This window comes from Paenibacillus sp. FSL R7-0302, assembly GCF_038006885.1.
In the GTDB taxonomy this organism is placed as follows: Bacteria; Bacillota; Bacilli; order Paenibacillales; family Paenibacillaceae; genus Paenibacillus_AQ.
In genome coordinates this window covers 3,206,508-3,228,173 of record NZ_JBBOWB010000001.1, presented here as the reverse complement: position 1 = coordinate 3,228,173, position 21,666 = coordinate 3,206,508, and the positions used below count along the sequence as shown (strand labels likewise).

Genomic DNA, 21,666 nt, shown 5'->3' with positions numbered 1-21,666 from the left:
CTGAAGGGAAAAGGAGGCTTGCCTTTGCTGCATATAACCGTTCTTGTTCCGTTTCTTATGGCCCTGCTGATAGCGCTTCTACGCGGGAGGGTACGCAAGCTCCACAGAGGATGGCTTGTACTGGCCGCACCGCTGATGTTATTTATCTACTTCTTTACCCGTATTCCGGTCATCAAGGGAGGGGATCTCGGATATGAGACATTGCCATGGATTCCTTCCCTTGGGATTGATCTGGTCTTCCATCTCGATGGATTAAGCCTGCTGTTCGCCTTGTTAATCACGGGAATGGGCACCCTGGTCTTTATCTATTCCATCTTTTATCTGGACAAACGCAAGGAAGAGCTGACTCCATTCTATGTGTATCTGCTGCTGTTCATGGGAGCTATGCTGGGAGTCGTCCTATCCGATAACCTGATGGTGTTATACGGATTCTGGGAGCTTACGAGTGTCTCATCCTTCCTTCTGATTGCCTACTGGCACCGGAGACAGAAATCACGCTACGGCGCGCAAAAGTCGATGCTGATCACTGTCTTCGGCGGTCTGGCGATGTTCGCAGGCTTCCTGATGCTGTATGTGATGACAGGTACCTTCAGCATCCGCGAGATCTGGAGCCAGGTGGGCGACATCAGCGGACAAACGCTGTTCATCCCCGCAATGCTGCTTATTCTGCTGGGTGCCTTCACCAAATCGGCCCAGTTTCCGTTCCACATCTGGCTGCCTGATGCAATGGAAGCGCCGACTCCGGTCAGTGCGTATCTGCATTCAGCAACCATGGTCAAAGCCGGTTTATATCTGGTAGCACGGTTCAGCCCGGTGTTTGCGGGGCAACATGAGTGGTTTTGGATAGTGTCGGGCGTCGGCCTGATCACCTTGATCTATGGATCGATCCAGGCGATGAAGCAGACGGACCTGAAGGCTCTGTTAGCTTATTCTACAATCAGCCAGCTCGGTCTGATTATGGGATTACTCGGCATGGGATCGGCAGCTTCCTTTTATACAGGGGAACAGGCTGTATTCTATACCGCCGCAACAACGGCAGCACTCTTTCATTTAATTAATCATGCCATATTCAAAGGTTCGCTCTTCATGGTGGTCGGAATTGTCGACCATGAGACGAATACCCGTGATCTGCGCAAGCTGGGGGGGCTGGTGTCCCTGATGCCGGTAACCTTCACGTTAGCGCTGATCGGCAGCTTCTCAATGGCGGGCCTTCCGCCGTTTGCCGGATTCCTGAGCAAGGAAATGTTCTTCACGGCTGTGCTGAATATCAGACAGCTGGATATCTTCAGCCCCGGGGCCTTCTTTACAATATTCCCGGTGCTGGCGTGGATTGCAAGCATATTTACCTTTGCATACAGCATGATTATGGTCTTCCATACCTTCTTTGGCAAATATCAGCCGGAGAAGCTGGACAAAAAACCGCATGAAGCGCCCCTCGGCCTTCTGCTTCCGCCAGTAATTCTGGCACTGCTGGCCGTGATCACCGGCTTCTTCCCGAACATACTGTCGGGGACACTGATCGTGCCGGGGATGAATGCCATTCATCCGGAGCTTGCAGCCAGCTCGCCTTTTTACGTCAACATCTATTTCTGGCACGGGTTCACCGCCGAGGTCTGGATGACGCTGGGCGTGATCCTTCTCGGGATTATCGTATACCGCGTATATGGCCGGTTCAGCCTTGTGGATAAGGAATGGCGCAGCGGCCTCACGCTGACACAGGTATATGACGGGAGTATCCGGCTCGTGGAGGGACTGTCCCGTGCGGTGACAGGGCTATACATGACCGGTTCGATGCGTCATTATCTGATGTATATTTTCACCCTGATTATCGCCGTAGTAGGCGGTACTATGCTTTATTCGGAGGGCATTACGTTTGGCCAGGGGAGCTACGCTCCGGTCACCTTCTTTGAAGTTGTTGCCGTACTGGTCCTGCTGACCGGTGCGCTCGCTATACCATTCGCGAAGTCCAGAGTCTCGGCGATTCTGCTTACCGGAATGGTCGGTTACATGGTGACGCTATTGTTCATCCTGTTCCGCGCACCCGATCTGGCCCTCACCCAGATGATTGTTGAAGTGGTCTCGGTCACGCTGTTCCTGCTCTGCTTCCGGCATCTGCCGAAGCTGAAGCGGGAGAAGGTCAAGCTGCGGGTCAAGGTGCCGAGGCTGATCATCGCCTTAGGCTTCGGGATCACGATGACGCTGGTGGCGCTGGCCGCGCTAGGCAGCAGTCCGTTCGAGTCTATCTCAACCTACTATGTGGAGAATAGTTATAAGCTTGGCGGCGGCAAGAACATCGTCAATGTCCTGCTGGTGGATTTCCGCGGCTTCGATACCATGTTCGAAATTACGGTGCTGGGGCTGGCGTCGCTGGCCATCTACTCGATGATCAAGCTGCAGCTGGAGCAGGATCATACGCCTGTTCTGACCAGAAACAAACCGGAGGAGAGCACGCGCCGCTATACCCGCAGCAATGATGTGTTGCTGCAATCGGTGGCAAAAGTAGCCTTCGTGATCATCATCACTTTCTCCCTGTATCTGTTCTTCGCGGGTCATAATCAGCCGGGCGGCGGCTTTATCGGAGCCTTGATGGCTGCTGCGGCGCTGGTGCTGGTCGCGATTGCCTTCGGTACGGAGTTTGTGGAGAAGGTGCTGCCGGTCGATTACCGCAAGTTAATCGCAGTCGGGATTATGATCGCTTTTCTCACCGGAATCGGTTCCTTTGTCTTCGATGCTCCGTTCCTGACCCAGGCCTTCGGTTACTTTGAACTGCCGGTCATGGGCAAGACGGAGCTAACCACGGCGATGCTGTTCGATCTGGGAGTCTACCTCTCGGTGATTGGTGTCACGATGAATATTATCTTTACGATCGGGAGGGATAACTAATGGAGATCCTTATTGCCCTGGCGATCGGTGTCTTGTTTACCGTAGGTGTCTATCTGGTCCTGTCCAAAAGTCTGCTCCGCATCCTGCTCGGGACGACGCTGCTGACGCACGGCGTTCATCTGCTGCTGCTGACGATGGCAGGCCTGAAGACGGGCGCTTCACCTCTGCTTGGCGAGAAGGCGGACAGTTATGTCGATCCGCTGCCGCAGGCGCTTATCCTGACTTCCATTGTAATCAGCTTTGGGGTATCCGCGTTCTTCATCGTTCTGGCCTACCGGGCTTACCGCTCGGCGGGGACGGATGATGTGGAAGGAAGCAAGGGGGAGAGACCATGAACAACCTGCTTGTACTGCCTTTGCTGATCCCGGCCTTTACGGCGGTCATCCTGATTTTTCTCAAGGAACGAATTAAGCTGCAGCGTATCCTCAGTGCCATCAGTGTGCTGGTGAATATCGCAGTAGCGCTTATCATTATGTACCAGGTCCATACAGATGGGATTCAGACGCTGTATATGGGAGGATGGATTCCGCCTTACGGCATCGTCTTCGTAGCTGATATGTTCGCAGCGCTGCTCGTCTTGACGGCTGCGGTGGTAGGGGCAGCTTGCCTGTTCTTCTCCTTCGCCAGCATTGGAGAGGAGCGGGAGCGGTTCTACTACTATACATTCTTCCATTTCCTGCTCACCGGTGTGTTCGGCTCGTTCCTGACAGGTGACCTGTTCAACCTGTTTGTCTGCTTCGAGGTGCTGCTGGTTGCCTCCTACGCCATGATTGTTCTGGGTGGAACCCGGATACAGCTGCGTGAGACGCTCAAGTATATCCTTGTCAACGTAATTTCCTCCACCTTGTTCGTAGCGGCGATTGCTTATCTGTACGCGGCGACAGGCACGCTGAATATGGCTCATCTGGCCATCCGTGTGGGAGAGGCCGGGCAGGGCGGAGTCATGAATGTGATTGCTGTACTCCTGCTGCTTGTGTTCTCGCTCAAAGCAGGCCTGCTGCTATTCTTCTGGCTGCCGGATTCGTACAGTGCTCCTCCGCAGGCGGTAAGGGCATTGTTCGGCGCACTGCTTACCAAGGTGGGGCTGTATGCCATCACCCGAACGTTCTCGCTGATTTTTGTCCATGACATGGGCCTGACCCATTCGCTGATCGGCTGGATGGCAGGGGCCACTATGATTCTTGGAGCCATAGGGGCACTCGCCTATAATGATCTAAGCCGGATCTTCAATTATAATATTGTCATCAGTGTGGGCTTCATCGCCTTCGGTATCTCCGTGGCTACCCAGGATTCGCTGAGCGGGGTGGTATTCTATCTGATGCACGATATGGTTGCCAAGGCACTGCTGTTCTTCCTGGGCGGTCTGATTGTCGCAGCTTCGGGGACGGAGCAGCTGAGGCTGATGGGCGGTCTGATCCGCCGGTATCCGTGGACGGGCTGGATGTTCTTCGTCCTGACGCTGGCGCTGGTCGGCGTTCCTCCGCTTAGCGGTTTTGCCGGGAAGGTCATGATGGTCCGCAGCGGCTTCGGGGAGCAGCATACCGCGCTTGCGCTTATCGCTCTGGCTTCCAGCTTCGTCGTCTTATATTCACTGATCAAAGTCTTCCAGCAGGTATTCTGGGGAGGCGAGAAGAGCGATGAAGAGATCCGTCCTCTGCGCTACAAAGCTATGATGGTACCGGCTGCGGCACTGTTTGTGCTCGTCATCCTGATGGGTATCGGCGCCGAGTGGGTGAACGGCTATGTGGGGCAGGCAGGCGCAGTCCTCGCTGATCCGGCAGCGTACATTAATGCTGTCATGAAGGAGTAGATGAAGATGGCCTTTCAAATATTGTTGAATCTCATGATCGCCTTCCTGTGGATGTTCCTGAATAATGACTGGACGGCCTCCGGCTTCATCGTCGGTTATGTGCTGGGGGTGGCCGTACTGGTGGTCATGCGGCGCTTCTTCGACGGACGGCTGTACCTGGGCAAAATATGGGCGATTCTGAAGCTGATGGCCTTGCTGCTCCGGGAGCTGGTGGCCTCCAGCTATGTAGTGGTGAAGGCGGTTCTTCGCCCGAATCTCAATATCCGCCCGGCTATCCTGATGTACCATACGGAGCTGGAATCGGACTGGGAGGTGGCGGTGCTGATTACTATGCTCTGCCTCACGCCGGGTTCAGTCGTGCTGGAGGTGTCCAAAGACAACCGGACCTTATACATTCATGCCATGGACATACAGGATGTGAAGCAGTTCGATGCGAATATCCGTAATACCTTTGAACGCGCGATTCTGGAGGTGACCCGTTCATGATTCAATCGATTCTCATGGTGGCGCTGTCGATCATGGTCATCTCCATAGCTATCTGTGCCTGGAGGCTGGTCAAGGGGCCGTCACTGCCTGACCGGGTAGCCGCACTCGATACCATCGGTATCAATCTGCTGGCGATGGTCGCCGTCCTCTCGGTCCTGTTCAAGACGCAAGCCTTTATAGAATATATTTTGCTTATTGGAATCCTCTCTTTTATCGGGACGATGGCCTTGGCCAGATATATCGAAAGGGGGGTGGTGTTTGAACATGGACATGATCAAGACGGTCATTGAGTATGTGTTTGTCCTGCTGATTCTGACCGGAGCCTTGCTTAGCGCAGTCAGCTCTGTAGGTCTGATCCGCTTGCCCGATGTATACCTGAGATCACATGCCGCGGCCAAAAGTGCTACGCTCGGTGTGCTCTGTGTACTCAGCGGCGCATTTCTCTATTTCGCCTTCTTCCTCGATTTCATCAGTGCGAAGCTGCTGCTCGGAATCGTGTTCGTATTCATGACTTCTCCGCTCTCCGCTCATCTGACCGGCCGGGCGGCTTACCGCTCCGGCGTTCCGCTCTGGAGCCGCCGCGTTCAGGATGATCTCAAGGAGGCGCTGGAGAAGGAGCAGGAACAGGTGAAGACCGATTCATCCTCATCATAGATTAGTATAAAAGCACAAACAGGGATGCTCAACGGCCGTAATGGGTCCGAGGGGCATCCCTGTTTGCTTACTGCTGAGCTTGCTGCGGAATAGTGTCTTTGTACGCCGTCCGTCTGCGGTACAGGTGCAGCAGCAGATACGAGGCGACGAACGCTGCGGTTACCAGCCACAGCGGAATTCGCGGGTCGAGCTTGTATGCCCAGCCTCCGATAATGCCCGCAGGTGCGGTGAAGACCAGGATCAGGACTGACAGCATGGAGAAGACCTTGGCCCGCTTCTCATCCTCAATGGCATTCTGCACGGCTGCCTCCAGATAAGGAGAGCTGATCATCAGGCCTACGGCGGCCAGGATGGTGCTCAGCCCGATCCAGACAAAGCTCGCTGACGGGTAGACAACCAGCATGGCATTCGACAGAGCAGATAAGCCGAAGCCTGCCATCATGGCGCGGCTTGCGCTCTGATCCGGGATTCTGGGCATCAAGAGCCACAGGGTCAGCAGCATGATGACAGAGGATACCGCCGGGAACATAGACAGGATGCCGCTGTCCAGATGGATGTAATCTGCCAGATACAGGTACAGGTAGGTGCTTTTCAGCGTAGCCTGGAAGTTGAACAGAATGTATACGCCGAAGATCAGCAGCAGATTGCGCTCAGCCCCCAGATCACGGAAGGCGCCGCCGTATTCAATCATACTCTCTCTAAGGCCAAGCTCCCGGGTCTCCTGCCTTTTGCGGATGCCTGCCTCGGTCTCCCGGGTAGTCAGATGACGGCCCACGAACTGGAAGGTCATGAAGAGGAAGGCCAGCACGTACATGATCCTCATGCCCGTGACCATTCCATACTGGTGGACAAGCAGACCGCCCAGCGGTGCGAACAGGCCTCCGATCACCCCGATGATCTGCAGCAATGTGAATACATAGGTCCGGTCAGCGGGCCGGGTATCTTCAACAATCAGGCAGTAAAAGGCGATATGCGGCACACGCTGGAAGCCGTTAATCACTGCAGCTGCGGCGAAAAACCACAGGTTCTGGGAGAAGGCCCATAACAAGGTGGCAAGGCTCCAGCTAAGCAGGTCAAAATACAGAATAGCCCGCTTGCGTCCCAGCCGGTCCGTCAAATAACCGCTGAGCAAAGAGGAGAATACCTGTACGATGAGTCCGATGGTCGTTATCCACCCGATGTTCACCTCGGTCAATCCAAGCTCATACATGTACAGGGTGGCATAGGTAGAGAACATGCTGTAGGGAATCAGGAAAAAAGGCTCAAAGGTCAAGCAGCCCCGGCTGTTTCCCTCCAGCCGCGGAAAGAAAGGTTTTGCCATGATGAAATCCTCCAGGGAACCGTTTCAGGTCAGGTTATTTTCCATAATGGAATAGATGCTTTCTATATTGGAATTGTTTGTATGGCGACCGCGCGTTGAAGCTGTGCAATAGTCATGGGTGATCATCCTATCTGAATGTATAGTGGATTCTGAAGTAGAGTGGTGTATCGCGACCTTTATATATTAACAAAAATAGTTCCAAGAAGGAGTACAAATGAGGAAAAAGAATGTAAAGAAGATGCTGTCGGTTATGCTGTTGGTGTCGGACCCTATACAGGATCTGCGGACGGGAAAAAAGGTGCAGTGCAGGTGGAAGTTACCTTCTCGGAGCATGCCATCGACGCTGAAGCTGTCAGCAGAGGCAGAGGCGGATAAGCTTAAATAAGCCCGGCTATCCCTATAGTGGAAAAGACCAAGTTGCCATGAGATAATATGTTATCCGAAAATTAGATAAGGTGGTTAACATGTTTATCATCATTGGGCTAGTATTCATTGCTTTATACGCATTAATTGTCTTCTATATTGGCTGGAGCGGCTGGGGCTGGATCAAGCCGGTCGTCTCCGGACGGTTCCGGCTGTTCTACATCATTGCGCTGATCTTCCTGGCCAGCTCGCTGATCCTCTCCAGAGTGGTGGCGGGGTCAGCGGTCTTAAGCGTCATTGGCAGTTACTGGCTGGCCGTATTCAGCCTGCTGCTCATGCTGCTGCCGCTAGTGCACCTTACGGTCTGGCTCGCGAAGCTGGTCAGGCTGCCACGCCGGGCCGTTCAGAAATGGTCCGGTATTCTAACGCTGGTGGCGCTGGTGAGCCTGCTCGGGTATGGAAGCTATAATGCATACAGCCCGGTTGTGCGTTCCTACGAGGTACAGATTGACAAGCCGGGTCCGGCCAGCGGTAAGCTTCATATCGTGATGGCTTCGGATATGCATTTCGGTTATTTATCCGGCAAACGCCATGCGGAGCGGATGGTACAGGAGATTAACGCCTTGCACCCCGATCTGATACTGCTCCCGGGCGATATCGTGGATGATGATGTCAGGCCGTATAAGGAGAAGGGACTCGGCGCTGTGCTGGCGAAGCTTGAAGCTCCGCTCGGAGTGTATGCTTCCCTGGGGAATCATGACCGGTTCAAGGGCGGGACGGAGGAGATCATCAGCCTGCTGAAGGAGAGCGGGATGCAGGTGCTCTATGATGAAGACGTCGAGGTGGGCGGCTGGCTGACGCTGATTGGACGGAAGGACTACAGCGATAAGGAGCGGGCCAAGCTGGCTGATCTGACCAAGGACATAGATCATTCCAAGCCGGTGTTCATGCTGGAGCATCAGCCGGTGGAGTTCGGGATTGCTCAGGAGCAGGGTGTGGATCTGATGGTCTCCGGCCATACCCACCGCGGGCAGATCGCGCCGGCCAATCTGATCACCTCCAGAGTGTTCGAGAATGACTGGGGCTATCTGCAGAAGGGGCAGCTTCATACCATCGTGTCTTCAGGCTTTGGCTTCTGGGGTCCGCCGATCCGCATCGGGTCGCGCTCAGAGATCGTGTCCATTCAAGTGCAGTTTTCTAACGCAGACCAGTAAGTTGACAGGGCTGACCCGAGATGGGTTAGCTCTTTTTTTGGATAAAGATTTACAAATACCTGTAGATCAGCTATATTGTACTGGTACAATAAGTACACTGTTCACGCAAGGAGGCAGCGTGTGGAGATCATCATCAGTAGTAACAGGAACAAGCCCATTTATGAGCAGATCACCTCGCAGATCAAAGGCAAGATTATGAGCGGAGAGCTTCAGGCAGGAGATCCCATACCTTCGATGCGTGCCTTGGCCAAATCCATTCAAGTCAGTGTCATCACCGTACAGAAGGCGTATGAGGATTTACAGCGCGACGGCTTCATTGAGACTACGGTGGGCCGGGGGAGCTTCGTTTCCGCCGTGAGCCAGGCCCTGTTTCAGGAAGAGCAGCAGAAGCAAGTGGAGGAGCATCTGATCACAGCGGCCGAGATCGCCCGCGCAAGCGGAATCAAACTGGAAAAGATGGTGGACATGCTGACTGTCTTTTATACGGAGGGTAATCATGAATCTTAGTTTGGAAATCACCGGACTGACCAAGTCCTATGCCGACTCCGGCTTTATGCTGGACAATGTATCATTAGCAATTCCCAGCGGGACCATTATGGGGTTCGTGGGTGAGAATGGAGCAGGGAAGACGACAACCATCAAGTCTATTCTGAACACGGTTCATAGAGACAGCGGGACGATCCGGCTGTTAGGCCAGGAGATGACGGATAGGGATACTGCATTACGCGAAGACATCGGGGTGGTGCTTGATTCAGCTAATTTCTCGGCGATATTGACCCCCGGCAAGCTTGCTAAGGTAATGCGCGGAATCTACCGGCAATGGGATCAGGAGCTCTATGTGAGGCTTACGGACAAGTTCGCCCTGCCCATGAATAGGAAGATCAAGGAATTCTCCCGGGGCATGACGATGAAGCTTGCCATAGCCGCCGCCATGTCGCATCATCCTAAGCTGCTGATCCTCGATGAAGCGACCTCAGGCCTGGACCCTGTGACCAGAGAAGAAATACTGGAGGTGTTCCTGGAGTTCGTAGAGGATGAGCGCCACGCTATACTGATGTCCTCCCATATCACAAGCGACCTTGAGAAAATTGCCGATCACATCACCTTCATACATCAGGGGAAAATTATTCTGACAGCAGTGAAAGATGAGCTGATCTATGACTACGGTGTGGCCCGCTGCACCAGCGACCAGTTCCGGCGTATTGCTGAAGGTGACAGGCTGGCTTACCGGGTGAAGGAGCATCAGACCGACGTGCTGGTGAAGGACAGAAGAGGCTTCGGGCAACAATACAGCGGGATTACGGTAGATCAGGTATCCATTGATGAGATTCTGCTGCTGCTCGTAAAGGGGGAGAAATAATATGCACGGGCTGCTGTTAAATAATTATTACTCACTGCAAAATAACATCAAATCCTCCCTCGGCATTGCGCTGCTTCTGTCGCTGGTTTCCTTTGCCGGGGTGGATCACAGTGTACTGAATGCAGTCATCGCGGTGCAGATTTGGATTTTTGTGTTGAGCATCGGGGCCTCCCTGCAGATGGATGAGGCTTCTAAATGGAACCGGTTTGAACTCACCATGCCGATCAGAAGGAGAACGGTCATCCATGCGAAGTACCTGTCCTTCCTGATGTTAATCCTCATGGGCACCGCTGTAAGTCTGGTTACTCTGGCATTAACCTATGTAAGCAAGGGAGACATAGCACATTTGAACCTGTCCACCGGGTATACCTTCGGTTTATCTTTATCTATCTCCACCCTGGCGATCTATTATCCGGTCATTCTTAAATTCGGTGTGGAAAAAAGCGAGCAGATGGTGATGATTTCGGCAGGTCTATCGGTGGGCCTTCGTTTCCTGGTGTGGATGCTGCTGAACCTGTATATGGACGATGTGAACTTTAATGGTCCTGAGACCGGGTATGCCACCCTGATCCTTGCTGTTCTCCTGTTCGCGGTCTCCTATCTGATTGCCGTGCGGATTCATCGGAATAAAGAATTCTGATGATCACCGGAATCAGATTGCGATCGGTAGACTATCAGCCTTGCCGGCTCTGCATAATCCCCTTATAAACTTCTATAGCGAAAGCCCGGGACCGCTTCAGATCTACTATGGCATCTTCATCGGGGAGGTGAATGTCTTTGTCAGACCAGTCCGCGCGTTCCGGCAGCCAGGTACGGATATAGCTGCCGCCCGGATCATGGGTCTGGGATTGGGTGACCGGATTCATCACCCGGAAATAGGGAGAGGCATCGAAGCCGAGCGAAGAGCTCCATAGCCAGCCGCCACGGTTCTGGGCGTTGTCGTAATCGCTTAGCTTCAGCCGGAAATAACGCTCGCCATAGATGAAGGGACAGCCCAGATTCTTCGTCAGGAACATGGCCGTTATCATCCGCAGCCGATTAGGCATCCAGCCGGTCTCATTCAGTTGGCGCATGGCAGCATCGATGACCGGAATGCCGGTCTTGCCCTGAGCCCAGGCCTCGAAGTGCCCGGTCCCTAGCGCAGAGAGATCATATACATTCTCATAGGTGAAAAAATCCTTGTCCAGCCGTGCCTGACCCAGATAGAAATCCCTCCAGGCTAATTGTCTCAGCCAGTCTTCGCCGATATCCTCTTCTTCAGTAAGCCTGCTGTATAGGGTCCGTGCCGAGATCGCTCCCGTATTCAAATGTCTGCTGATCCGGCTGGTCCGTTCTTGCGCGTAATGATCGCGGTTGACCTTGTAATCCTGCAGATCCGCATGCAGGAAACTCTCGAGCACATGATCCGGGTTCATCTGCTCTGCAGCGGGAGCCAGCGCTGTAAGCTCCCGGGTAATCTCTTCGGGAAGCCGGAAGGCGTCCGCGAGCTGCGGGTGAAGATCAACGGTTCGCAGACGGCTTAGCCCGGCAGAGTAAGGCGGCTGGAACCGCTGCGCTAGAAAAGTACGCCAGCGGCGGTAGAAGGGAGTAAACACCTTGAACGGCTCACTCCGGCCGCACCAGCCCATGAATGCTTCCAGATCACAGAGCATGCTGTCATGCCGGGCATGGAACCGGAGGTTCAGCGCATTGGCGGTGTCCTGCAGCAGCTGGTCGCGCTTAAGGGCATAAGGGGTATAGTCCGCATGTAGGCTGACCTCCTGAACAGGGTGGAGCTGTGCCAGCCGCCGGAGGATCACCTCCGGCTCCCCATACAGGAGATGGAGCAGCTTGCCTTCTTTCGCATATTCCTGCTGAAGCCGGGCAACATGCTGAAGGAAATTCTGTCCGCTATGCTCCAGATAACGCTTATTCCTTAGCAGAAACGGCTCCATTATTAATACATGCAGCGAGTCTTCCTGCGCCGCAGCTATAGCGTCGAAGGCTGGCAGATCAGAAGTCCGCAGGTCCTTGCGGTGTATAAATAGAATCATAGCTGTAGTTCCTTTCAGATGCAGATGCCATCTCTTAAATTGTAAACGGTAGTTCTGGCAGATACAACCGGGTCAACACCTGCATATGGTGATGGTTCATCGGATCAACTATTCCGAAATAAGGGAGCTGCCATGTCTGAGTAGCTACAGCCTGCTTATTGGTCACGGTATCCCAGGCTGGATATATCCGTATCGCCATTTTCCCCGGTGCATTATCGGTTGCCAGCACACCATGTTTTTTCAGCAGGTCCTTCGGAAAGACAAACTGTCCAAGCTCCCCGCTAACGGGATGGAAGGTGTTAATGACCAACAAATCAGGGGCATCGGCATAGGTGAAGGCCTGGTTTTTACGCTCGGCATTTTTTTCCCACATTGCGACAAATTGACCGGTCTTCGTGGGGGTGATTTTGGCAACCCGAAACCGGACCGACAGGGCACCCAGCTGGAATGTACCGGCTCCATATTCGGCATTCTGCGGTTCTTCACGTATGGAATCGGCAATGAAGCCGGCTGGTGCGTACAATGTTTCATTAATATAAGCTAATGTGGTGTGGAATTTATTCATGCACTGGCCCTTCTTCCATGAAGATAATCATGTTGCTTCTCCTAAAGATACTATCAGTGAAATCGCCCGAAAGGAAATTTTCCGGTAATCGCAGAGGTTTTTTGTTAGAATAGGGGGACTGCAGGATTTTACTCGACTAAAGGAGAGATTATATTTGTTGTTGAAAAAAGGATTTACAGTTCTGCTATTGGCATTACTGCTGCTATCGGGCAGCATTACAGCATTTGCGGCTGAGCAAGGCAGCGTAGAAGCAGGGGGAGTTACCCCGTCCGGTATACCGCTGACCGGTTTGGAAGCTTTTGCAGATGATTATGTAAAAGAGTACATAGGAAAGCAGACCGTAGGCGCGTCCGTTGTGATGGTGAAGGATGGACAGGTCGTGCTGTCCAAGGGGTACGGCTACGCCGACGTGGAACAGCAGATCCCCGTCTCCCCGGATACGGTCATGGAATGGGGCTCTATCAGCAAGCTCGCCGTATGGACATCCGTAATGCAGCTGGCTGAGCAGGGCAAACTGGATCTGAATGAAGATATCCGTAAGCTTTTGCCGGAGCATTTCCTGACCAAGCTGGAGTATGACGAGCCGATCACCATGCTGCATCTGATGAACCACAATGCCGGATTTGAAGAGTATATGTTCGATATGGCCTACCAGTCGCCTGAGGAAGTGCGGTCGCTGGAAGAGGGACTGAAGCTGGCTCAGCCGGCACAGATCTACAGACCGGGGGAGGTAGTCGCTTATTCTAACTATGGCAACTCCCTGGCTGCCTACATTGTAGAGAGAATCAGCGGGCAGCCTTATCATGAATATGTCCAGGAGCATATTTTTGAGCCGCTGGGCATGAAGCATTCCATGGCGTATTCCGTGGTGGAGGACCGCCCGGAGCTGCTGAAGCACAAGGCCAAAGGGTATTTCTTCGCCGGAACAGGCTCCTTCAAGCAAGGCCCGTGGAATTATATGTCTATGTACCCTAATGGCGGCAATAACGGGACTGCGGAGGATCTCGCCAAATTTGCCATGGCCCTCATGCCTGCAGCCGGAGAGCAATCTCCGCTGTTTCAGAAGTCAGGAACGCTGGATACGATGCTGACCCGGAGTCATTCCGCTGCGGAAGGCATGCCTGGCATCGCCCACGGGTTCTGGGAGTATCCCGGGGCACACCGGACGCTGGGACATGGCGGGAACACGATTGCTTTTGCCACCAACCTTATGCTTGTGCCTGAAGACCGGTTTGCAGTTGTCGTCATGACGAATCAGGCGGGCGAATCCCACATTGTTCATGGTCTGACCAAAGCAGTTGTGGGACAACGAGCGCAGACGGAGGCAGCCGTTCTGCCAGACGTGTCAGAGGTGGAAGGCCGATTCGTCGCGGCTCGCCGTCCCGGTCATGGCTTCATGAAGCTGTTCCCATATCTGACGATGATGAAGCTTGAGCCTCAGGGAGCAGATCAGCTTAAGGTGTCACTTGCCGGGATGAGCGGAAGCTATCAGCAGGTTCAGCCTTACCTCTATGAGAAGACGGGTGGGGATTCAGGACTGGATGCCTGGCCGATGCTGTATGCCACAATGAAAGAAGGGAAGGTAGCGTCTGTCTCGGTGTACACCTCCGATTATCTGCCGCTGTCTCCGGTCCGGTCCATGCCTGTATTGCTGATCAGTGCAGCACTTGCGGCGCTGGCGATCGTCTATTTTGTAATCGCTCCGTTTGTGTGGCTGGTACAGATGCTTATGGGCAAAAGGAGAGCACATCGTAACCGTCATGCACCCCGATCCTCCAACCGGAAGCTGACGGCCGGACTGACCTTAACCGGTACCGGTCTGGTGGTGAACAATCTGGTGCTGGCCTTACGGATGCTTGGCAACAATGAACGTGCCTATGCGGAGGTGTATCCGCAGATTATAGTGAATATTGCGCTAACCGGACTGGCTGCACTGCTTATCGCTGCGCTGTTTATAACCTTGATGAAGCGCCGGTCCCCGTCTGTCTCACCGGCCCGTAACCATTGGCCGGCCATCGTGCCCATGGTGATGATGGCAATTCTGCTGGCCCAGCTGGTATTCTGGGAATTTTACAGTTAAGTCGCAGAGGACAGGCTGAGAAGCGGCAGCTCTGAGGGGAAAGAGGCCAGGGTGCGGGGGAGAGCGGGCGTACGTTTTTCCACTTGCCTGCTACTATAGAATTACTTATTACATCCCACGTGTGCGACAATCATCTGTTCGTGGCGATGGACAGAATACCTTTCATTTTCTGTATAAATGGCTACGCTGTCCTTAAGAGGATGGCGTAGCCGTTCTCATTTCTGCAATAGGGCTAAGCAGCCTCTCACTTGAACTGTATCCCCAATTATTATTGATGTCTAACCTATGTACAATTTATTGGGTTCGTTAGCGATAGAAGTCCACCATATCTCCAAACAGCCGTTTAATAAATTCGAGCTCGCTTTCGTTATATCTTTCCAAAAATTCGTACATTCTTTGCTTTTCCTTCGCATGAAGCCCCTCATGAGCAGCAAATAGCTTTTTGCCGATAGGCGTTAGCCGAAAATACACTTCCCTTTTGTTGTCGTTGAACTGGGCTTTTCGCACCCAACCTGCCTTTAGTAATTTATTTGCGATCTTGGAGGTATTTCCTTTACTTAAATTGATTCTCTCCGCGATGGAAGTGAGATTGATCGGCTCCTGCTCTCCGATGCACGCAATCGTGTGCAGTTCCGTCATATTCAAGCTGAATTCTGATTCAATATGCTTCCGGATATCCTTCAGGTATGTGGCAGTTATTCGGGTTTCATATTGCTCTTTATGCTCAAGAAACTGAACGAAAAATTCATGAATGGCAGTTTTGTTTTTACTGGCAGTATCCATCATTATGCTGGCTCCTCGACTTATTTGTTTTATTATAGCATAGATTGTTCTCTGAGAAACATACGGGCATACCCATATTGGGATTGGGGTTGACATGGTAAAGAGTAAACAAGTAGAATGATATTGTTTCGTATGAAACTAAAATTGTATATAATTTTTATCACACTTGTTTTAACAGGCAATATAAAAGGTTCTAACGAAACAATAATTGATGAAGGAGGTTTGCCGGAAGTACTTGTCCACTTTTCAAGAGGAAATTTATAAATATGGAAATGGAGCGTACCTGCCTATGGAAATCGCAAATCCGAAGACCTTGACGGATAAGGTTACATCTGTAATTTCTCATGTCGTGGTAACTACTGCTTCCAAATTGGCCTTCATCTCAGGTCAGGTTTCTGTAGATGAAACAGGATCATTGGTTGGTTCAGGGGACTATTATGCGCAAGCGATTCAAGTGTTCACCAACCTTAAGTATGCATTGGAAGCCGTGCGAGCAGATCCCTTGTACATTGTAAAAATGAATATTTTTGTTGTAAACCACAACCCGGAATTGATTTCGATTATTTTTCAGGCAGGTTTTCATGTGTTTGGCCCTAACTGGCCGAAAACAGCAAGTACCTATATAGGCGTTCAAGCACTAGCCGATCCTGAATGGCTTATCGAAATAGACGCTATCGTGATCTTCCCATAATGTTTAAGAAAAGAGGGTTTTGATATGAAATATGAAGTCATCCTGATCGGTGGCGGGCCTGTCGGCATGATGCTGGCCGGGGAATTGGCATTAGCCGGTGTAAAGGTCTGCGTCATTGAGCGATTAAAAGAGACAACCCCTTATTCACGTGCGCTTACCGTACATCCTCGAACTCTTGAAATAATAGATATGCGTGGAGTGAAATCACATTTAATCAGTCAAGGCCGCTTACTTTCGAGAGGGCATTTCGCCGGATTAGAAACTCCTTTGGATTTCACGGTGTTGGATTCTTCTTCCAATCACACTCTCTTTTTACCGCAGAGTGAGACGGAGAAGGTGTTGGAGGAATGGGCGCTTAGCCTTGGCGCAGAGGTCTGGAGAGAGGTTGAGGCTTTATCTGTAAACCAGGACGAGGATGGGGTTGACGTTAAAATCGCAGGACCTCATGGAGAAACAACGTTAAGATCAGCTTATGTGGTAGGTACGGATGGAGCCAGAAGTTTGGTTCGCAAGCATGCAAATATATCATATGAAGGTACAGATGCGACCTTCACGGCGATTCTGGGGGATGCCGTTCTATCTGATTTGGCTCCTATGAGTGTCATATCCCGGATTACAGAACAAGGATTGGTCAGTATCATGCCGATCAATGATCATATGTATCGGGTCTTGATGATCGATATGGAGAGACGTAACATCTCTAAGGATGAGCCCGTTACATTGGAAGAGTTTCGTTCATCGCTCATCCGTACGACCGGAAGCGACCTGGGATTGAACGATGTGAAATGGATGTCCCGTTTCGGAAATGCGACGCGGCAAGCAGGACGCTATCGGAATGGTCGATTGTTCTTGGCGGGAGATTCGGCGCACATTCATTTTCCCGCTGGTGGACAGGGAATGAACGTCGGCTTACAAGAAGCGATGAACTTAGGCTGGAAGCTTGCAGGAGCAATCAAAGGCTGGGCTCCGGACTGGCTATTGGACAGTTATCATGCCGAGCGCTTTCCATGGAATACGGCCTTGCTCCGGAATACCGAGGTCCAAACCCTGCTTCTGGACGTGACTCCCCCTATCACGGAACTTCGAAGCATGTTAGCTAAACTGATTCAAATACCGGAGGCTAATTATCAAATCGCCGCACAAGTTTCCGCAATGGATGTACATTATGATCCAGACGCCGAAGCGCCTCCCCATCCTTTAAATGGGAAACGTTTCAAGGATCTAAGCTTAAAGCTGAAAGGCGGGCCATTGATTAACGCCTATCCGTTACTACACAAAGGTACTTTTCTTCTGCTGCATTTTCATTCTAATGAACAGAATAGCGGTCAATGGGAAACGTATAGCAACCTTCAAGTTGTACATGCCTCTTTGGCTGAGGCTGACGAGGATTGGAACGACGTCCACACGGCGCTTATTCGGCCGGATGGGCATATTGCCTGGGCGATTCCTCTATCCGTTCCAAATCCAATACAAAGCATAAATGAAGGAATCACTCGCTGGTGCGGAGACAGTACCGTGTAGTAATTCGTTCGAGGTGCGTAACTGATTCGAAAACAAGCGACCCTCCAGAGGCCGACAGCCCTGGTGGATCGCTTGTTTGTGTTAACGGTATTATTTGGCCCGTAAGACTTAGCCTTTGACCCCGCCGACAACCATCCCTTTGACGAAATACTTCTGCAGGAACGGATAGACGATGATAATCGGCACACTCGCTACGATAGTCATCGTGGCACGGATTGAGGTCGGTGTAACGGTCGCTTTGTTGCCCTGCGCGTTCGCAAAGGCATCGGCTGCCGAGGAGCTGGACATCGCGGTGTTGGATGTTGACAGCATCTTCATCAGCTCGTATTGCAGCGTACTCAGGCTTGGCATGGAGGAGTTGTACAGGAAGACGTCAAACCAGGAATTCCACTGATAGACCGCTACGAACAGGGAGACGGTAGCCAGCGCCGGAACGGTCAGCGGAAGCACAATGCGCGAGAAGGTGATGAAGTCGCCTGCGCCGTCGATTTTGGCCGATTCCATCAGTCCCTCAGGCAGTGCCTCAATGAAGGAGCGGATGACGATCATATTGAAAACGCCGATGATGCCCGGAATGATATAGACCCAGAAGCTGTTCAGCATGTTCAGCTCTTTGATCAGCAGGTAGCCTGGAATCAGACCACCGCTGAAGTACATGGTGAAAATAAATGTGACGGACACAAACTTCTTCAGCTTATATTCCGGACGGCTTACCGTATAGGCCAGCATCGCTGTACAGAATACGGAGACCACAGTACCGATGACCGTCCGTGCTGCAGAGACAAACGTTGAAAAGAAGATGTTGGATTCACTGAATACATACTCGAAGTTGCGCAGCGTCCATTCACGAGGCCAGATATAAATATCCCCGCGGACAGAGTCATTCGCTTCATTGAACGATAGAGCAAACATATTCAGGAACGGATAGAGGGTAACAATAACCAAGAGAATCATGAAGATCGTATTGCATATATCGAAGATTCGGTCACCAAGCGATGAATTCCGGTATGAATTGGTTTTGGATTTAGCCATTACTTGTGTCCTCCTTTCTAGTACAATCTGCTTTCGCCCATACGCTTGGCGATATTATTGGCTGCGATCAAGAAGATGAAGCTGACCAGCGTCTTGAACATACCCGCTGCGGTGGCAAGCCCGAAGTTGTTCATCTGCATCCCGTACTTCAGTACGAAGATATCCAAATTCTCCGAGTAGTCGAGGTTCATCCCGTTACCTAACAGGTACTGCGCCTCGAAGCCGGACTCTAGAATATGGCCCAGGTTCATGATCAGAATCAGAACGATAACCGGCTTGATACCCGGCAGGGTAATATAGAACATTCTTTGCAGACGGGATGCCCCGTCAATCTCAGCCGCTTCATATTGAGAAGGGTCGATGGAGGTGATGGCTGCCAGATAGATGATGGTATTCCAGCCGACATTCTTCCAGACTTCCGTAACCCCGAGTATTCCCCAGAAGTACTTGCCTTCGCCCAGCCACAGAATTGGATGATCAATAAGCTGCGCTTTGACCAGCAGCACATTGATGATCCCTTCCGGTGCCAGTGCCATTTGCACAATATTGGCCGCTACGACCCAGGAAATGAAGTAAGGCAGGTAACTGATCGTCTGCACGGTGCGTTTGAAGAACACATTGCGCAGCTCATTCAGCAGCAGGGCCAGTACGATGGCTGTAACAAATCCGAGAACCAGGTTAATGGAGCTCATAACCAGAGTATTACGAAGGACGCGATAGAATTGCTGTTCCTGGAACAGGAATTTGAAATTGTCCCAGCCGACCCACTTCTGGTCGAACAGATCCTTGGCTGGCTTGAATTTCTGAAAAGCAATGGTCCATCCCCATAGCGGGAGGTATTTGAATATAATCACCCATAACAGAAAGGGCAATGACATCAGCATCAGCATTTTTTGTTTAGATAGCTCTTTAAAAAAGGTTTTGAAGCGCGAAGTACCGGTATTATTCGATTTTGCCAACTGCACAGCGGTTTTTCCCACCTGTACCGTCCCCTTTCCAAGCTCCATATTCTCTCTTTGCTAACAAGTGTAGAAGGGAAAAGTGAAGGCTGTGCTTCACTTTTCCCGGTTCATCATGCTGCATCTGGGAAGCGGATGCTTACCATTTGCCGTCGATGCGGTCCTTGATCTTGTTAGTCATGAATTCTTCGTAGCCCTTAGCATCGAGCTTGTTGTATTCGGCCAGGTATTCACTCCAGACCTTTTCAAATTGGCCAGGGGCAGCAAGCACCATACGAGGATAGTACTTCTGCTGCAAATCGCCGGCTCTCTGGCTGAAGAGCTGCTCAGGGGAGCCAGGTTCTTTCTCAATACTCCAGGCAGGATACCATGGACGCTCTACCGGCTCGGCATAGAAGTCGGAGAAGGTCTTCAGGTTGTATTTCTCCAGCAGTGTTTTGTCGCCATCTGTGTAGTTGATCGCTGCAACTTCCGGCTGGTTGAACGGAACGTGGGCGTTGCCGTCATCATACACGGAATTGTCGCCATAACGCGGCCATTCATAATCGAAATATGCGAAGCCGAATTTACGTTTGAAATCATTGTCGTTGCGGTTTGTCAGCTGTTCTTCGCTCATCACCATACGGCCTTCAGCGTTCTTCGTGTAAGTTTCGCCTTCAATGCCCCACTCGACAAGCTTCTGGTTCTCATCGGTCAGCAGGTTGTCAAAATACTTGATGATGCGGACCGGATCTTTTGCGCTGACAGAGATACCCAGCCCGCGGTTGTTCACGAAGGACGGAGGATCAACATAAGCATCTTTAATGCCTTCGTCAAATACGATCGGAAGGGCAACGTAACGCAGATCGTCATTACCGGCGGATCTCAGATTGTTCGTGGCGTCGTTAATCTGCCAGGAATAGTTGACATATCCGAGTACACGGCCGGAGGTCAGCTTCGCCAGATACTGGTCTTTGTTCGCTGTGAACGTCTCAGGGTCAACCAGACCCTTGCCGTTCATTTCGTTCAATTTAGCCAGCCAGCGCTTCTCATCTTCGGTTCCCTGATACAGCTTGGCTTCATGAGACTCCATGTCCACCAGGACGCCGCCTTCATTCGGATAACCGGCCAGATGCATGGGCTGGTTGGTGATGGTGAAGAATTCACCGGCTGTACCGGCGAAAGTAGCGAAGCCGATGGTGTCTTTACCATCCACCTTAGGGTACTTAGCTTGGTATTTCTCAATCAAGTCAAAGTACTGGTCAAGCGTCTTCACTTCCGGGTAACCGAATTCCTTAAGGACGCGTCTCTGCATCCAGAAGGTGCTGCTTGGATCTGGCGGCGATAAGTATCCGTTTACATTTGCAGTGAAGGGAAGGATATAGATATTGCCTTCTTCATCCTTGATCTTGTTCATGTAGTCGCCATAGACACGCTTGATGTTAGGGCCATATTTCTCAATCAGATCATTAAGCGGAATGTATGCACCGGCATCGAGCAGCTTGGCCAGCTCGCCGACTGGAGAGATGACATCAGGATAGTCGCCGCCGGCAATCATAACACCGGACTTGGTGCTTCCATCGCCAACTACGTATTCCATTTTCCAGTCTACACCTGTCTGTTCCTGAAGCTTCTTACCGATGGTGGTATCACTGGCCATGGTATCCTTGTTGGCCCCGAAGCCGAAGTAAGTGAATGTTACCGGTTCTGTGCTGACTTCGCTGTTTTCTCCGCCGGACGCGCTGTTCTTTTCCCCTGAGTTGCCGTTGGAGCAGCCAACTACGAGGAGTGCGGACGCCATAACAACAGCCAGTCCGGTTTGCAACCATTTCTTTGTACGCATTTCATATCCCCTTTCTTTTCTTTGTGCTATTGAACATCCTCATTATAAAAGAAAGCGTTTAACTTTGTTACAGGGCAAACCTTAGATCA

The 21,666-nt window shown here is 51.7% G+C and carries 20 protein-coding genes; 13 read left to right on the top strand and 7 right to left on the bottom strand.

Annotated features, from left to right (window positions below; translation table 11 throughout):
- The first annotated feature begins 18 nt into the window (after positions 1 to 18).
- The 6 genes from MKY96_RS14105 to mnhG are packed head-to-tail and all read left to right on the top strand — an operon-like array spanning position 19 to position 5,833.
- Positions 19 to 2,883, top strand: coding sequence for a Na+/H+ antiporter subunit A (locus MKY96_RS14105; protein ID WP_340941154.1), 2,865 nt, complete (start codon positions 19 to 21; stop codon positions 2,881 to 2,883).
- Entirely contained in the window at positions 2,883 to 3,218 is a 336-nt protein-coding gene (locus MKY96_RS14100) for a Na(+)/H(+) antiporter subunit C (RefSeq protein ID WP_036729053.1), read from the top strand. The genes MKY96_RS14105 and MKY96_RS14100 overlap by 1 nt, the downstream gene beginning before the upstream one ends.
- Positions 3,215 to 4,693 carry a Na+/H+ antiporter subunit D gene (locus tag MKY96_RS14095; protein ID WP_340941153.1) on the top strand — a complete coding sequence of 493 codons (1,479 nt, stop codon included), beginning with the start codon at positions 3,215 to 3,217 and terminating at the stop codon, positions 4,691 to 4,693. The genes MKY96_RS14100 and MKY96_RS14095 overlap by 4 nt, the downstream gene beginning before the upstream one ends.
- A 6-nt stretch (positions 4,694 to 4,699) precedes the next feature.
- Positions 4,700 to 5,179, top strand: coding sequence for a Na+/H+ antiporter subunit E (locus MKY96_RS14090; RefSeq protein ID WP_340941151.1), 480 nt, complete (start codon positions 4,700 to 4,702; stop codon positions 5,177 to 5,179).
- Positions 5,176 to 5,469 (top strand): Na(+)/H(+) antiporter subunit F1, encoded by a 294-nt coding sequence (locus MKY96_RS14085; RefSeq protein WP_340941149.1) that lies wholly within the window; start codon positions 5,176 to 5,178, stop codon positions 5,467 to 5,469. The genes MKY96_RS14090 and MKY96_RS14085 overlap by 4 nt, the downstream gene beginning before the upstream one ends.
- On the top strand, positions 5,444 to 5,833 hold the full coding sequence (mnhG, locus tag MKY96_RS14080; RefSeq protein ID WP_340944560.1) for a monovalent cation/H(+) antiporter subunit G: 390 nt from the start codon (positions 5,444 to 5,446) through the stop codon (positions 5,831 to 5,833). Before MKY96_RS14085 ends, mnhG begins: the two co-directional genes overlap by 26 nt.
- Before the next feature lie 67 nt (positions 5,834 to 5,900).
- Here the strand turns inward: mnhG and MKY96_RS14075 are convergent, their stop codons facing one another.
- Positions 5,901 to 7,154 carry an MFS transporter gene (locus MKY96_RS14075; protein WP_340941148.1) on the bottom strand — a complete coding sequence of 418 codons (1,254 nt, stop codon included), beginning with the start codon at positions 7,152 to 7,154 and terminating at the stop codon, positions 5,901 to 5,903.
- A gap of 464 nt (positions 7,155 to 7,618) precedes the next feature.
- Between MKY96_RS14075 and MKY96_RS14070 the strand changes: the two genes are divergently transcribed.
- The 4 genes from MKY96_RS14070 (at position 7,619) to MKY96_RS14055 (ending at position 10,731) form a co-directional block, all read left to right on the top strand.
- The gene (locus MKY96_RS14070) at positions 7,619 to 8,731 is read left to right on the top strand and encodes a metallophosphoesterase (RefSeq protein WP_340941147.1); all 1,113 of its coding nucleotides are present in this window, start codon (positions 7,619 to 7,621) and stop codon (positions 8,729 to 8,731) included.
- Positions 8,732 to 8,851: 120 nt separating this feature from the next.
- Positions 8,852 to 9,238, top strand: a complete 387-nt coding sequence (locus MKY96_RS14065) for a GntR family transcriptional regulator (RefSeq protein WP_340941146.1) — start codon at positions 8,852 to 8,854, stop codon at positions 9,236 to 9,238.
- Positions 9,228 to 10,091, top strand: a complete 864-nt coding sequence (locus MKY96_RS14060; RefSeq protein ID WP_340941144.1) for an ABC transporter ATP-binding protein — start codon at positions 9,228 to 9,230, stop codon at positions 10,089 to 10,091. The genes MKY96_RS14065 and MKY96_RS14060 overlap by 11 nt, the downstream gene beginning before the upstream one ends.
- A gap of 1 nt (position 10,092) precedes the next feature.
- Positions 10,093 to 10,731 carry an ABC-2 transporter permease gene (locus tag MKY96_RS14055; protein ID WP_340941141.1) on the top strand — a complete coding sequence of 213 codons (639 nt, stop codon included), beginning with the start codon at positions 10,093 to 10,095 and terminating at the stop codon, positions 10,729 to 10,731.
- A 34-nt stretch (positions 10,732 to 10,765) separates the two neighbouring features.
- Here MKY96_RS14055 and MKY96_RS14050 read toward each other — a convergent pair whose 3' ends face one another.
- Both MKY96_RS14050 and MKY96_RS14045 read right to left on the bottom strand, forming a co-directional pair.
- Complete coding sequence (locus MKY96_RS14050; protein ID WP_340941140.1) at positions 10,766 to 12,124, bottom strand: cryptochrome/photolyase family protein; 1,359 nt, start codon at positions 12,122 to 12,124, stop codon at positions 10,766 to 10,768.
- A gap of 34 nt (positions 12,125 to 12,158) precedes the next feature.
- On the bottom strand, positions 12,159 to 12,689 hold the full coding sequence (locus MKY96_RS14045) for a MepB family protein (RefSeq protein ID WP_340941138.1): 531 nt from the start codon (positions 12,687 to 12,689) through the stop codon (positions 12,159 to 12,161).
- A 154-nt stretch (positions 12,690 to 12,843) separates the two neighbouring features.
- Here MKY96_RS14045 and MKY96_RS14040 point away from each other — a divergent pair, with 154 nt between their 5' ends.
- Positions 12,844 to 14,769 carry a serine hydrolase domain-containing protein gene (locus MKY96_RS14040; protein WP_340941137.1) on the top strand — a complete coding sequence of 642 codons (1,926 nt, stop codon included), beginning with the start codon at positions 12,844 to 12,846 and terminating at the stop codon, positions 14,767 to 14,769.
- Between the two features lie 306 nt (positions 14,770 to 15,075).
- On the opposite strand, the gene MKY96_RS14035 is transcribed toward MKY96_RS14040, so the two are convergent.
- Positions 15,076 to 15,555 (bottom strand): MarR family transcriptional regulator, encoded by a 480-nt coding sequence (locus MKY96_RS14035; protein ID WP_340941135.1) that lies wholly within the window; start codon positions 15,553 to 15,555, stop codon positions 15,076 to 15,078.
- A 232-nt stretch (positions 15,556 to 15,787) separates the two neighbouring features.
- On the opposite strand from MKY96_RS14035, the gene MKY96_RS14030 reads away from it, so the two are divergent.
- Both MKY96_RS14030 and MKY96_RS14025 read left to right on the top strand, forming a co-directional pair.
- Entirely contained in the window at positions 15,788 to 16,243 is a 456-nt protein-coding gene (locus MKY96_RS14030; protein ID WP_340941133.1) for a RidA family protein, read from the top strand.
- 24 nt (positions 16,244 to 16,267) lie between these two features.
- Complete coding sequence (locus tag MKY96_RS14025) at positions 16,268 to 17,764, top strand: monooxygenase (RefSeq protein WP_340941132.1); 1,497 nt, start codon at positions 16,268 to 16,270, stop codon at positions 17,762 to 17,764.
- Between the two features lie 108 nt (positions 17,765 to 17,872).
- Here MKY96_RS14025 and MKY96_RS14020 read toward each other — a convergent pair whose 3' ends face one another.
- The 3 genes from MKY96_RS14020 to MKY96_RS14010 form a co-directional block, all read right to left on the bottom strand.
- Positions 17,873 to 18,796, bottom strand: coding sequence for a carbohydrate ABC transporter permease (locus tag MKY96_RS14020; RefSeq protein ID WP_340941131.1), 924 nt, complete (start codon positions 18,794 to 18,796; stop codon positions 17,873 to 17,875).
- A 17-nt stretch (positions 18,797 to 18,813) separates the two neighbouring features.
- Positions 18,814 to 19,776 (bottom strand): ABC transporter permease, encoded by a 963-nt coding sequence (locus MKY96_RS14015; RefSeq protein ID WP_051493410.1) that lies wholly within the window; start codon positions 19,774 to 19,776, stop codon positions 18,814 to 18,816.
- Positions 19,777 to 19,894: 118 nt separating this feature from the next.
- Positions 19,895 to 21,577 (bottom strand): ABC transporter substrate-binding protein, encoded by a 1,683-nt coding sequence (locus tag MKY96_RS14010; protein ID WP_340941130.1) that lies wholly within the window; start codon positions 21,575 to 21,577, stop codon positions 19,895 to 19,897.
- Between the last annotated feature and the right edge of the window lie 89 nt (positions 21,578 to 21,666).